This is a genomic window from Acinetobacter sp. EKM10A (genome assembly GCF_011075215.1).
In the GTDB taxonomy this organism is placed as follows: domain Bacteria; phylum Pseudomonadota; class Gammaproteobacteria; order Pseudomonadales; family Moraxellaceae; genus Acinetobacter; species Acinetobacter baumannii.
The window spans coordinates 201,590-214,791 of the sequence record NZ_JAALLK010000003.1 but is presented as its reverse complement, the minus strand read 5'-3'; the positions used below and the strand labels follow the sequence as shown (position 1 = coordinate 214,791).

Here is a 13,202-nt window from a genome sequence, read left to right as displayed (position 1 = left end):
ATATAAAGAATTTAAAAAGTTAAAACTGCCAAAAGTGTACCACGAACTGAATTTATCGTCGTAATACACAGGAGTAAATTGAAGGTTTAGACGCGATAAAGAAAAATAAAGCGGGTTATCGGCGGTGTTCTAGAAGAATACGAACCGCAAGGCCGGCTAATACTGTACCCATGACCCAGCGTTGAATGCTTGCCCAAAGTGGTTTTTTTTGTAGAAAAAGAGCAATGTTACCAGCAGAAAATACAATCAGCGCATTTACTGAAACGCTTACAAAAATTTGTATAGTCCCGAGTTGGATAGACTGCGCTAAAATACTGCCTTGTTGTGGGTGAATAAACTGAGGTAATAAAGATAAATACATAATCGCAATTTTAGGATTAAGTAAATTAGTCAAAAAGCCCATTAAAAATAACTTTAATGGTGAGTCAACCGCTAAATCTTTAACATTAAAAATAGGTGCGGCATTGGGGCGTAAAGCTTTCCATGCTAACCAAAGTAAGTACATCGCACCGGCAATACGAATAGTGTCATAGGCATATGGAACTGCGACCACAAGTGCCGTAATCCCGAAAGAAGCGCAGAGCATATAAAATACAAAACCAACGGCAACGCCACCGAGAGAAATAAAACCTGCGAGTTTGCCCTGACTAATGGAACGAGAGATAAGATAAATCATGTTTGGGCCTGGGGTGAGTACCATCGCCAGACAAATGAATCCAAATGCCAAAATTTGAGAGAGATCTAGCATGGAAATATCCTTAAATATTATTATACTGATAGGTATAACATAATTATTTTTATAAATCTTATTTGAAAAAATATCTTAAATTATATTTAAAAAGCCCCCTAATCTAGGAGGCTTTTTAAATTAATCAGCAGGTAAAAAATTATTTAATTAGTTCCCTTTACTCATTTGCTCAAGTTCATCCCAGCGCTCTAACTTTTCAAGGAGTAATTCTTCAATTTCTGCTAGACGCTGGCTTGCTTTGGTTGCCGCATCGGCATCCGTTACGAACCATGACCCGTCAGCAAGTTTGTCAGAAAGTGCAGCTTGCTCATTTTCTAACTTTTCAATTTCTGCCGGTAATTGCTCAAGTTCACGTTGATCTTTGTAGCTTAATTTGACCTTTTTTACGTTCGTTTGAGCTGCATTTTTTTCAGCTTCTGCTTTAGCCTGAGCTTTTTTTACATCGCCTTTTTGGTCAACGACTCTCTCATTTGGACGCTGAATTAAATAGTCCTGATAACCACCGATATATTCTGCAATACCGCCTTTGCCATCAAATACCCAAGTTGATGTCACAACGTTGTCCATAAAAGCACGGTCATGGCTAATTAGGAGCAAAGTACCTTTATATTCAGACAACATCTCCTCAAGTAGCTCAAGTGTGACCATATCTAAGTCATTCGTTGGCTCATCCATTACAATCAGGTTCGATGGCTTGAGCAACAGTTTTGCTAACAGGACACGATTACGCTCACCACCAGAAAGTGCTTTCACCGGTGTACGAGCTCGTTCCGGAGAGAATAGGAAGTCTTGTAAGTAACTGAGAATATGGCGACGTTGACCATTTACATCAACGAAATCTGAACCTTCAGAAACATTTTCAGAAACCGACTTTTCAAGATCAAGCTGATTACGTAATTGGTCGAAGTAAGCAATTTCAAGCTGAGTTCCTGTTTTGACAACACCTTCGTGCTGAACTTCGCCTAAGATCGCTTTAATTAAAGTAGTCTTTCCTACGCCGTTATCACCGACCAAACCAATGCGGTCACCGCGCATAACAATGGCAGAGAAATCTCTAATGAGGGTTTGTCCATCGTAGCTTACGCTTAAATGTTCAATATCAAATACAAGTTTGCCTGAGCGCTGTGCTTCTTGAACGCCCATATTGACTTTGCCTTGTTGGAAACGGCGAGCTTTTGACTCTTCTCGTAATGCTTTAAGGGCACGGACACGACCTTCATTACGTGTACGACGTGCTTTAATACCTTGACGAATCCATGCTTCTTCTTCGGCAAGTTTCTTTTCAAACAAGGCATTTTGTTTTTCTTCAGCTTCAAGTTGCTGAGCTTTTAGGTCAAGGTAACGAGAATAGTTTCCTTCATAGCTGCGTAATATGCCGCGATCCAATTCCACAATACGAGTTGCAAGGCGGTCTACAAAAGAACGGTCATGCGAAATAAAGAGTAAGGTTAAATTATTTTGATCAAGCAGGAATTTCTCAAGCCACTCAATACTTTCAACATCTAAGTGGTTAGTTGGCTCATCGAGTAATAACACATCTGGTTGGGTAAGTAGGGCGCGGGCAAGTAAAACACGACGTTTACGACCACCTGATAGGTCGGCTAGATCTGCATTCGGATCTAACTCCATTTTACCTAAAATCGTGTTGACCTTATTTTCTAATGCCCATCCATCAAGTTGGTCAAGTTTATGCTGTAAAGATCCCATACGATCGCAAGCTTCCATGTCACCAAGTACACAGGCATCACTTGCTTCATGATAGGCTTTAAGTACGGCAGCAGCTTCTCCTGCACCTTCTGCTACAATATCGGCAACTTTGCCCGATGACATTGGAACATCTTGGGCTAACATAGAAACAGTTAAACCATTTTGGACAGAAACTTCACCAGAATCTGGTAGTAGGCTTCCCTCAATGAGTTTAAGTAAAGTAGACTTACCCTCACCATTACGACCAATTAAACAGACTCGTTCGCCACGTTCTAGGTTGAAGTTCGCGCCATCGAGCAGGGCAGGTCCGCCAAAAGCAAGTTGGACATCCCTTAAAGTAATATAGGCCATAATGTTTTCCAAAATCTCAAATGAGGACTTAAATGACTAAACCACCATATCATGATGATCAAGCGTCATTTTCCGCACCCATTGAAGATTTGCAAGTGCGAATTGCATTTTTAGATGATTTAGTTGAGGAATTAAATCAGCAACTCGCGATTCAAACTTTAGAAATAGCTGATTTAAAAAAACAAATGCAATTACTTTATCAACGTGTGGAATCTGCAGATTTATCAGAAGGTGTTGCACCTTTTGATCCATTAACGAATAAACCACCGCATTACTAATTAAAATGGCAAGCGTTACGCTTGCCATTTATTTTCAAAAGTGCAACTTAAAATCCGTGTAAAACGATTTTCCCTTTGGTTGAACCACTTTCAATTTGCTCATGAACCCGTGTTAAGTTTTCAGCATTAATTGGGCTTAAAACCTGAGTCACAGTTGTTTTGATTTTACCTTCATCCACCAGTTTACTGACTTCATTTAGTAGCGCACTTTGTTTTTCCATATCTTCCGTTTGGAACATTGAGCGCGTAAACATAAATTCCCAGTGAACTGAGACAGACTTAGATTTAAACGGTTTAATATCTAACTGATCAGGGTCATCAATAAGTCCAAAATGACCTTGTGGAGCAATTAACTCTACAATATCTGATAAATGTTGATCTGTTTCAGTGGTTGAGAATACATATAAAGGTGCACTTAATCCTAATTGTTTAATTTGTGCAGCTAAAGGCTGACGGTGGTCTAATACATAATCAGCACCTAGTTGTTCTACCCATTCTTTTGTTTCGGGGCGTGAAGCTGTAGCAATAATCGTGAGGTTAGTTAATTGTTTAAGAAGCTGAATGGTAATTGAACCTACCCCACCAGCTCCACCAATCACTAAAATAGTCGTATTAGCAGGCGCAGTCTTTGGAACTTGTAGACGATCAAATAACATTTCCCAAGCTGTGATTGCTGTTAAAGGGAGGGCCGCAGCTTCAGTCGCTTCTAAAGTTTTTGGTTTATGACCGACAATACGTTCATCAACTAATTGCAATTCACTATTACTGCCTTGGCGATTTAAAGCACCTGCATACCAAACCACATCACCAATTTTAAATTGAGTAACTTTATCGCCAATCGCTTCTACCGTGCTTACAGCATCCCATCCAAGAACTTTCCAACCAGATTGTTCAGCACTTACATTTTTACGTATTTTGGTATCGACTGGATTTACTGATACAGCTTGAACACGAACAAGTAAATCATGTCCTTTAGCTACTGGAGTATCGAGTTCAATATCTACGAGTGCCTCTGGCGATGTAATAGGCTCCGCTTTTTGATATGCCACAGCTTTCATAATCATCATTCCTCTTGTTGAGAGTTTGATCATAACGTAAGCTTAAAAATAGTGACTACAGACAAATAACGCTCATAGTGTCAAAAAGGATACTGTAAAATGGCAAAAGCTCGACATTCAAGTTTTGACTGCTCACCAGGTTGTTCAGTTGAGGCCGCAATCAGTTTGATTGATGGCAAATGGAAATGTGTCATTCTTTGGCATTTATTAAATGAAGGAACTTTACGATTTAATGAAATTGGTAAACGAGTTCCAAGCATTACACAAAGAATGCTGACCAATCAGCTTCGGGAGTTAGAACAAGATGGCATTATTCATCGTGAGGTTTATCCTCAAGTGCCTCCTAAAGTGGAATATTGTCTAACTGATTTAGGGCGCGGGCTTGAGCAGATACTTCTTGCTTTAAAAACTTGGGGAGATGCGCATCTGGATCAGTTTGGCAAGTTAACTACTCTTGAAACTGAAAAGAGCGCCTAAATATTCTGCCTAGATTGTTAAAAATATCTATGAGGAAATGTTGTAGTTTTTAGCCTTGTCGGTTAATTGGACATTATTTTTATGATGTAACTTGCGTTTTCTGGTCAGCTTATGCAACTCTAATAAAAGAGATTAATAGGTTTTGCTATGGACAATATCGGAATTTGGGTTACCGTTATCATTGTTCTTTTCGTGCTAGGCTCCATTTTTGGTTTAAGAGTGAGTCCACGTGAAAAGGCGCTGGGAATTATGCGAGACAAAGCCCGCAAAATGGGGCTACATCCACGTGTAATTGCTGCACCTGAATGGACACATGTCCCGATGGCAACTGAAAAGCGTGCCAGCATGGTTGCTTACTATAGTGTATTGATCCCCGATGCTCGTTTACCGCTCATGCGTGCTCGCGTTATAGACGGAAAATTAAAAGTTGTGCAAGGCGATGAGAAATTTAATGATTCTCCCATTGCATTAAAAGGGATTTATGCTATTGATATGCAGGCAAACTGTGTAGGCCTTTATTGGGATGAGGAATCGGACCTGAAAGCTACGCAATTAGATGAGATGAAGGCTTATCTGTTGGCCTTGGCTGAAGCCTGATTTTTAAATTTATTGGTATAGGAATAACATTTTATATGGCGAATACCTCGCGCTCTGCATCTCAAAGCACAGCATCTTCTGCCTCTGCTGCACATAAACGTGCCTTAGTGATTGTGGAGTCGCCTGCCAAAGCGAAAACCATCAACAAATATTTAGGTTCGCAGTACATTGTTAAGTCTTCTGTAGGTCACGTACGTGACTTGCCAACAGGCGGCAGTAAAGCAACAGAGAAAAAGCCGGCTGCCCGGACCAAACTCACTGAGGCTGAAAAAGAACAAAAAGCGAATCAGGCTTTAATCAATCGTATGGGCGTCGATCCAGAACATGGATGGCAAGCGCATTACGAAGTTCTGCCTGGCAAAGAAAATGTTGTTGCTGAACTCAAGAAACTTGCTAAAGATGCAGATGCAATCTATCTCGCAACGGACTTGGATAGAGAAGGGGAAGCAATCGCTTGGCACTTACGCGAAGTGATTGGTGGTGACGATAGCCGTTATCATCGTGTGGTATTTAACGAAATTACCAAAAATGCCATTCAAGAAGCATTTAAACAGCCAACACGTCTCGACTTAAACCGTGTTAATGCACAACAAGCACGTCGTTTCTTGGACCGTGTAGTAGGCTTCATGGTTTCGCCATTATTATGGGAAAAGATTGCCCGTGGTTTATCGGCAGGTCGTGTACAGTCTGTAGCGGTAAAGCTTGTTGTTGAACGTGAACGTGAAATTCGTGCTTTTATTCCAGAAGAATATTGGCAAGTCTTTGCAGACACTAAAGCTAAAAAAGATGACATTCGTCTTGAGGCTGTTAAACAGGCGGGTAAAACGCTTAAATTAAAAAATAAAGCTGAAACAGATGCCCTGTTAGATGTATTAAAAGGTGCTGAATATAAAGTTGCCCAGCGTGAAGATAAACCAACTAAGGTGAATCCAAGCGCCCCATACATCACGTCGACTTTGCAACAAGCTGCAAGTACACGTTTAGGTTTCTCTGTAAAGAAAACCATGATGTTGGCGCAGCGCTTGTATGAAGCTGGTTTCATTACTTATATGCGTACTGACTCAACGTTTTTGAGTGATGATGCTGTAAGTATGGTACGTGCACATATTGAAAGCCAATATGGTGAAAAATATTTACCAGCTAAGCCAAATCGCTATGGTAATAAAGCAGGTGCTCAAGAAGCCCACGAAGCTATTCGTCCATCAAATGTTGCGCTGACTGGTGATCAACTTGCTGGTGTAGAGCGCGATGCTCAGCGTTTGTATGATTTAATTTGGCGTCAGTTCGTAGCTTGCCAAATGACTCCGGCAGAATATTTATCTTCAACTTTAACAGTTGAAGCTGGCAATGTGGAGTTAAAGGCAAAAGGCCGTACGCTTGTATTTGATGGCTTTACTAAAGTTCGTGGTGCCAACAAATCTGATGACGATATCATTTTACCTGCAATTAAAGTGGGCGAAATTTTAAAGCTAGAAAAGCTAGATCCAAGTCAGCATTTTACCAAACCACCAGCTCGTTTTACTGAAGCATCTTTAGTAAAAGAACTTGAAAAACGTGGTATTGGTCGTCCGTCGACTTATGCTGCCATTATTTCTACGATTCAAGAACGTGGTTACGTTAAGTTAGAAAATCGCCGTCTCTTTGCCGAGAAAATGGGTGAGATCGTAACGGATCGTCTTGATGAAAGTTTTAATAACCTAATGAATTATGCATTTACTGCAGATTTAGAAGGTCAGTTGGACCGTGTAGCAACGGGTGAGCGTAACTGGAAGGAATTGCTAGACACATTCTATGGTGATTTTAAAAAGCGTTTGACCAATGCTCAAGGTGAGCAGGGAATGCGTCGTAACCAGCCAGTTGAAGTACCAGCAGTACATTGCCCTGAATGTTCACGTCCAATGCAGATTCGTACGGGAACAACAGGTGTATTCTTAGGGTGTTCTGGTTATAACTTGCCGCCTAAAGAACGTTGTAAAGGAACCTTGAACTTAACGCCAGTTGAGTCTCTAGCAGCATTATCTGATGATGACAGTGCTGAAACAGCAGACTTGATGTCAAAACATCGTTGTCCAAAATGTGGTACAGCAATGGACAGCTACGTCATTGATGGTGGTCGTAAGTTACATGTTTGTGGTAACAACCCGGATTGCGATGGCTATGAGCTTGAAGAAGGCGAGTTCAAGATCAAAGGTTATGATGGCCCAACCATTCCTTGTGATAAATGTGATGGTGAAATGCAGCTTAAAACTGGCCGTTTTGGTCCGTATTTCGCTTGTACAAGCTGTGACAATACTCGTAAAGTCTTGAAAAATGGTCAACCTGCACCACCACGTGTAGAACCAATCAAGATGGAACATTTGCGTTCAACCAAGCATGATGATTATTTTGTGTTACGTGATGGCGCGGCTGGTCTGTTCTTGGCTGCAAGTAAGTTCCCGAAAATTCGTGAAACACGTGCACCAAAAGTTGCTGAGCTTCGTAGCGTAGCTGATCAACTTGATCCAAAATACCAGTTTATTTTACAAGCTCCAGATGTAGACCCTGAAGGTAACCCAACCATTGTGAAGTTTAGTCGTAAGAACCAATCACAATATGTGGGTTCTGAAACACCAGAAGGTAAACAAACCAAATGGAGCCTAATTTATCAAGACGGTAAATGGATTGAAGGCTAAATAAGACAGATAAAAAATGCTAGCTCAGCTAGCATTTTTTACATCTACAACAATAAAAGAAAATTTTAATTTTTATGGGGAAAAAGAATGTGGAAAAACATTCGGATTTTATGTCTATTAATTGTTTTATTAATCGTTGCAGTTCAAGCATGGCGTGACCAGAATCAAGATTGGAATCAGCCTATTGCGGTAGTTTTACACCCAATAAATGCAGATGGCTTACAAACCACACAAGCTTATATTCATCAGTTACAAAACACTGATTTTCAGGCGCTTAAAAGCTATTTAAGTGAATGGTCGCAACATTATCGGGGGCAAGCAGCAAACTTTGAAATACGCTTAGGGCAACAGTTACAGCAGCGTCCACCTGAGGTGCCACAAAATGCCGGTATTTTTCATGTGGTTTGGTGGAGTTTAAAGTTTCGTTTTTATGCATGGCGACAACAACAGCCTGAAGATAATGGAGCATCGCTCAAACTTTATTTAAATTATTACGATCCCAATTATCAAAAAGTTTTGGTGCATTCGACTGCTTTAGAAAAGGGCCGTATTGGTAGTGTTAATTTGTTTGCTACACGTGGACAAGCACTACAAAATCAGGTTGTAATCGTTCATGAGCTATTGCATGGCTTTGGGGCAAAAGATAAATATGATTTAAAAACAGGTCAGCCCATATATCCATTAGGATATGCACAACCTGAAAAAGTACCTCTTTATCCACAAAAGCGAGCAGAAATCATGGGTGGTCGAACGCCATTATCCGAGCAGACCAGCAAAATGCCAAGTGATTTACAAGAAACCGTCATAGGTTTACCAACAGCTCAAGAAGTGGGGTGGCTGAAATAAAATTGTGGATAAATACTATTTTATCCACATCAATTGTTAATAAACGATGCACATCTTATACAGACAATAAATGTGAAGTGCATCACTATAATGACATTATATAAACTTCCTAATACCTGATAATAAGAGTCGCCGTCATGAAAACTGTAGGTAATGATTTGGTTCGTAATCAGCTACATGCTGATCGTAAATGGTATCTAATATTAGGCTTTGTGCTCATTATTTTCGGTTTGGTGTTATTTAGCTCACTGCCATTTGCTACATTTTCGGTTGTGTTTCTGTTTGGTATTTTAATGATGGTGGGCGGTGTATTGCATTTAATTGCTGCCTTAAGTGTATTTAAAGGCGGTAGCCGATGGCTGTGGGCACTTTTTGGAGTGCTGTATTTAATGGCAGGCTATTATGCATTTTCTACGCCTGTTACTACGGCTGTGGTTTTAACAAGCTTATTATCAATTGCTCTGATTATTGCGGGTGTAATCCGCACTATAAATGCATTTTTATTAAGACCAATTGCAGGGTGGGGCTGGACCTTATTTTCAGGATTATTAACCCTTGCTACAGGTATTTTAATTTTAGTGTCTAAAGATTCTCCGTTTTGGGTGTTAGGAATGTTTTTGGCAGTAGATATTTTATTTCAGGGCATTAACTTTTTAGGACTCGCTTCTGCGATTAAGCATTTACCTTCTAGCTCAAAAACAGTTTCTTAAAATAAATAACGAACAAAAGAGCACTTAGGGTGCTCTTTTTTGTTTTTAGTGAGCGAAGGTCCATCTCATGGCATGGGTCTGTTAAACTAAGCCTTGGTGTTTTAGCGATATGTGTTATGAGTCTTGCAAAGTTAATTAATGAATTAAATGCTCAGCAAAAAAAAGCAGCGACGACTATGGCTCAAAACTGTTTGGTTTTGGCTGGAGCGGGTTGTGGCAAGACGAAAACTATTGTTGCTCGCGCAGCTTATTTAATTGATCAAGGTTTGCCTGCAAATCAAATTCAGATTTTAACGTTTACCCGCCGAGCTGCGAGTGAAATTGTTGCAAGGGTCGAACAGCATGTTGGAGCACAAGCCAAAGGTCTTCGTGCATCCACTTTCCATACCTTTTGCATGTATTTATTGCGTCGTAATCCGCAAGCGTTTGGTTTAACCCAATTTAGTATTATTGATCGTGATGATCAGTTACTCATGTTTCGCTTATTAAGAGGCAAAGACAAAGATAATGTTTTGCCTAAAGCGGCAGAGCTGTGTGATTTATATTCTTATGCCCGAAATACGCAATCGAAGCTTTCTGAAGCGTTACTCAAGCAATTACCTGAAGCATATGAATATAAATCACAAATTGCTGAGTTAATGAAAACTTATGAACAACGTAAAAGAGAGCGTAATTTTTTAGACTATGATGACATTTTGTCGATCGTCGCTGTTCATTTACAAAACTCGGAAGCACTGACGAACTGGGTTGCTGGTTTCTGCCAAGCTTTGTTAGTTGATGAGATGCAAGATACCAACCCTTTACAGTGGGCACTTTTGCAGCCACTGATTGGTAAGGTGAAATTATTTTGTGTGGGAGATGACGCCCAGTCGATTTACGGTTTCCGTGGGGCCGATTTTGAAAACATTCATTCTTTTAAAGAACGTATTCCAGATGCAGTGATTCATACCTTGGATCTGAATTATCGCTCGACTCAAGAAATATTAGATTTATCAAATTGGTTACTCTCCCACAGTCCAATCGATTATCAAAAACAGTTACAGGCTCATCGTGGCAAAGGACAAAAGCCACAACTCCATTTGTTTGGTAATGAATTTGAAGAAGCCAACTGGATTGCACAAGACTTAATAGAGCGACACCAACAGGGCGCAAATTGGTACGACCATATGGTGTTAGTCCGCTCAGGCTATAGCGCACGCTATTTGGAAGGAGCATTTATTGCCGCTGAAATTCCGTATCGTTTTATTGGTGGCGTAAAGTTACTTGAATCAGCACATGTAAAGGATGTGCTCAGTTTATTGCGTATTGTGAGTAACCCGCAGGATGACTTGGCTTGGATGCGCTTTTTAACCTTATGGGATGGTATTGGAGATGTGGGTGCTAGTAAGTTAGCACAAGAGTTAATGAGCATTAGTGAGGTCGAAGAGCGTTGTCAGCGTTTGGAGCGTCATGGAAAAGTTCCTTTACAGGCCATTTTGATTTTGAAACAGCTTGATGTGCTACAGCAGCATGTTGAGGCAAGCATTGGTCTAGCACTAGATGCATTAAGTGAACAGTTAGAGCAAAACTATAAAACTAAAGACTGGTCACGTCGTGCTAGGGATTTCGACCTAGTTAAACAACTTGCGCGTAAGCATGCATCTCTTGGTGAGTTTCTTGAAGAATATGTGCTTGAACCAATTTCAATTTCTGAAATTGAAAAAGCGGGTGATGATGATTTAGTGACCTTAATTACAATTCACTCCGCTAAAGGTGCAGAACAGAAAGTGTGTTATGTGCCACATGTCTCACCAAACCAATATCCCTATGCGCGTGCACAGGGCGATTTTGATGAAGTCGAAGAAGAGCGCAGAGTATTGTATGTTGCATTAACACGTGCGGAAAATGAATTGATTTTGACGAAGCAAAATCTCAATACATGGTCACAAGACACGTATGACGAACAAGGCCGCAAAATCGAAAGCTATTTTCTAAATGATTTACCTGCCCATTTGGTTCAGGCAAAAATTCATCGTCAGGTGCCACAGCCATTCGCCAAAAAACAATGGAATACTTCACGAACAGTAAACTTAGGTTTTGGTATCGATCTTGACTAAATTACTGTATAAGACACTGTGAATACTCAAATGTATATTGGCCTTTCTTTTGATGGTCAATGAAGGTTGGAAAATGAAAATATTAGTTCGTAATTTAGATCGTTCAGTGACTGAAGCTGAAGTTTTAGAGCTGTTTAAAGCTTATGGTAAAGTTGAGTCTTGTGTCGTTGTAACCGATAAAGATACGGGTAAATCAAAGGGCTTTGGCTTTGTCGAAATGCCAAATCCGCGTGAAGCCATTAAAGCAATCAAAGGACTAAATACACTTAAAGTAAAAGGTTACGGTATTCGGGTTAAGGCAGCTGAAGAGTAAGGCTTTTATGCAACAATTTTTAGCTCTTTCTGTGGTTGCTCCAAATGGAACACGTATAGCTCAGGGAATAAAAACACTTGAAGTTCGTTCATGGGTCCCTGCACAGCTGCCTCTTAAAGATCTATTCATTGTTGAGAACCAAAATTTTTTAATAAATGATGGTGATGAAGAAGAGGGAGTCGCCGTCGCTTTGGTTGATGTTGATTCTATTCATGTTTGGCGAAACGATGAGATTGAACCTGCCTGTGCCTCTGGTTGGAGTGAAGGATATTTTGCTTGGGTTCTAAGTAATGTGCGTCCTATGAAGCGACAGTTGAAAGTCCCGGCTAAACGTAAAATTTATCAAGTCTCTCTGGATTTACCATAAATAACGTTGATTTTATCAATGGAGTCGTTAAGCTAAGAATAGCCATATAGATGGCAATTTTAGAACAGGAAAGTTTAGTTATGTCACGTGTTGCTCGTTATCATGCCGATCGTACCAATCAAAAACTCTATTTTGCACGCTTAGCGTGTCAACAAGCAGAGCAAACTGATCATGTACAGCAGGTACAAGCGTATCGTGAAGCAGCTGTATTTCATTTACATGGTGCGATGTTGGCATTTTTGCAAGAATTGGTACGTTATTACCGTTTAAATGACTTGCAACCGACATTAAAATCTATTGAAGAGCATATGGCGGCAAAAGGACAAGTTTCTCCGGAAGTTTCTGTTTTGCAGCAATTGGCAAAAGATGGCTTCGTTGCAGAATTAAAACGTGCTTACCGTATGTGCCAATATGCACCGGAACCAACTGAACCGACACCGGAAGAAGAAACTTCTTCTAATTTGATCATTAAAGTGACTCAGGGACCACAATCATGGTTACCTGATGTGAAAATTTTGCGTGAATGGCATAGAGAGTTAAGTCATTTAATTGATGGTTTTCGTAACGAAATGGTCGAGTTCTAAAATTAAACTATCTGAGCGCTTGAAATTTAATCCCAGTGCGCCTATATAAATAAGACGAGAGATGCAAAGTGCAAGGGTGCTTTGCCACCATGTTGAAACATGGAGGAAGTATATGTCTATACAGCAATTGAAAGAGTTATTTGGAAATCAAGAAGCAGTGTTGGAATTAGTCCAACTAGAAGGTGGTGAGCTCGCCTTGCGTAATGCTGGTTCTGAAAAAGAGCCCTTGGTTAAAATTCAGTTTAGTGATGAACTAAAGGCAATATTAGGTGAACAGACGCCTATAGTTGCACAACATATGATTCAAGCTGCTTTGTTTGGGCTGTTAGAAAAGCAGGTCAATGAATGGCAGGCTGAAGTTGTGGATGAGCAGCCTAAATTCTTAAGTTAAAAAAAGC

At 40.2% G+C, this 13,202-nt stretch carries 14 protein-coding genes; 11 read left to right on the top strand and 3 right to left on the bottom strand.

Features of this window, described 5'->3' with window-relative positions; translation table 11 throughout:
• Nucleotides 1–115: 115 nt before the first annotated feature.
• Together G9371_RS05705 and G9371_RS05700 are read right to left on the bottom strand one after the other, a co-directional pair.
• Complete coding sequence (locus tag G9371_RS05705; RefSeq protein ID WP_000886288.1) at nucleotides 116–748, bottom strand: LysE family translocator; 633 nt, start codon at nucleotides 746–748, stop codon at nucleotides 116–118.
• 147 nt (nucleotides 749–895) lie between these two features.
• Nucleotides 896–2,806 carry an ATP-binding cassette domain-containing protein gene (locus G9371_RS05700; RefSeq protein ID WP_004748380.1) on the bottom strand — a complete coding sequence of 637 codons (1,911 nt, stop codon included), beginning with the start codon at nucleotides 2,804–2,806 and terminating at the stop codon, nucleotides 896–898.
• 32 nt (nucleotides 2,807–2,838) lie between these two features.
• Here G9371_RS05700 and G9371_RS05695 point away from each other — a divergent pair, with 32 nt between their 5' ends.
• Nucleotides 2,839–3,084, top strand: a complete 246-nt coding sequence (locus tag G9371_RS05695) for a SlyX family protein (protein WP_000165735.1) — start codon at nucleotides 2,839–2,841, stop codon at nucleotides 3,082–3,084.
• A gap of 47 nt (nucleotides 3,085–3,131) precedes the next feature.
• Here the strand turns inward: G9371_RS05695 and G9371_RS05690 are convergent, their stop codons facing one another.
• Nucleotides 3,132–4,142, bottom strand: a complete 1,011-nt coding sequence (locus tag G9371_RS05690) for a zinc-binding alcohol dehydrogenase family protein (RefSeq protein WP_029423683.1) — start codon at nucleotides 4,140–4,142, stop codon at nucleotides 3,132–3,134.
• 99 nt (nucleotides 4,143–4,241) lie between these two features.
• Between G9371_RS05690 and G9371_RS05685 the strand changes: the two genes are divergently transcribed.
• The 10 genes from G9371_RS05685 to G9371_RS05640 all read left to right on the top strand — a co-directional run bounded on the left by G9371_RS05685 (nucleotide 4,242) and on the right by G9371_RS05640 (nucleotide 13,195).
• Nucleotides 4,242–4,619, top strand: a complete 378-nt coding sequence (locus G9371_RS05685; protein WP_029423682.1) for a winged helix-turn-helix transcriptional regulator — start codon at nucleotides 4,242–4,244, stop codon at nucleotides 4,617–4,619.
• Between the two features lie 147 nt (nucleotides 4,620–4,766).
• Nucleotides 4,767–5,216: a hypothetical protein gene (locus G9371_RS05680; protein ID WP_000368721.1), complete on the top strand. Its 450-nt coding sequence runs from the start codon at nucleotides 4,767–4,769 to the stop codon at nucleotides 5,214–5,216.
• A gap of 35 nt (nucleotides 5,217–5,251) precedes the next feature.
• Complete coding sequence (topA, locus tag G9371_RS05675) at nucleotides 5,252–7,888, top strand: type I DNA topoisomerase (RefSeq protein WP_000024261.1); 2,637 nt, start codon at nucleotides 5,252–5,254, stop codon at nucleotides 7,886–7,888.
• A gap of 87 nt (nucleotides 7,889–7,975) precedes the next feature.
• Nucleotides 7,976–8,734 carry a hypothetical protein gene (locus G9371_RS05670; RefSeq protein WP_029423681.1) on the top strand — a complete coding sequence of 253 codons (759 nt, stop codon included), beginning with the start codon at nucleotides 7,976–7,978 and terminating at the stop codon, nucleotides 8,732–8,734.
• Nucleotides 8,735–8,871: 137 nt separating this feature from the next.
• On the top strand, nucleotides 8,872–9,444 hold the full coding sequence (locus G9371_RS05665) for an HdeD family acid-resistance protein (RefSeq protein ID WP_000859452.1): 573 nt from the start codon (nucleotides 8,872–8,874) through the stop codon (nucleotides 9,442–9,444).
• 116 nt (nucleotides 9,445–9,560) lie between these two features.
• Complete coding sequence (locus tag G9371_RS05660) at nucleotides 9,561–11,540, top strand: ATP-dependent helicase (protein WP_000050356.1); 1,980 nt, start codon at nucleotides 9,561–9,563, stop codon at nucleotides 11,538–11,540.
• A 73-nt stretch (nucleotides 11,541–11,613) separates the two neighbouring features.
• A complete protein-coding gene (locus G9371_RS05655) occupies nucleotides 11,614–11,853 on the top strand; it encodes an RNA recognition motif domain-containing protein (protein WP_000699342.1) in 240 nt (79 codons plus the stop codon).
• 7 nt (nucleotides 11,854–11,860) lie between these two features.
• Nucleotides 11,861–12,220, top strand: a complete 360-nt coding sequence (locus G9371_RS05650) for an ASCH domain-containing protein (RefSeq protein ID WP_001183876.1) — start codon at nucleotides 11,861–11,863, stop codon at nucleotides 12,218–12,220.
• Between the two features lie 80 nt (nucleotides 12,221–12,300).
• On the top strand, nucleotides 12,301–12,804 hold the full coding sequence (locus tag G9371_RS05645; protein WP_002027464.1) for a DUF6586 family protein: 504 nt from the start codon (nucleotides 12,301–12,303) through the stop codon (nucleotides 12,802–12,804).
• 112 nt (nucleotides 12,805–12,916) lie between these two features.
• Nucleotides 12,917–13,195, top strand: a complete 279-nt coding sequence (locus G9371_RS05640; protein ID WP_000027403.1) for a hypothetical protein — start codon at nucleotides 12,917–12,919, stop codon at nucleotides 13,193–13,195.
• The last annotated feature ends 7 nt before the right edge of the window (nucleotides 13,196–13,202 follow it).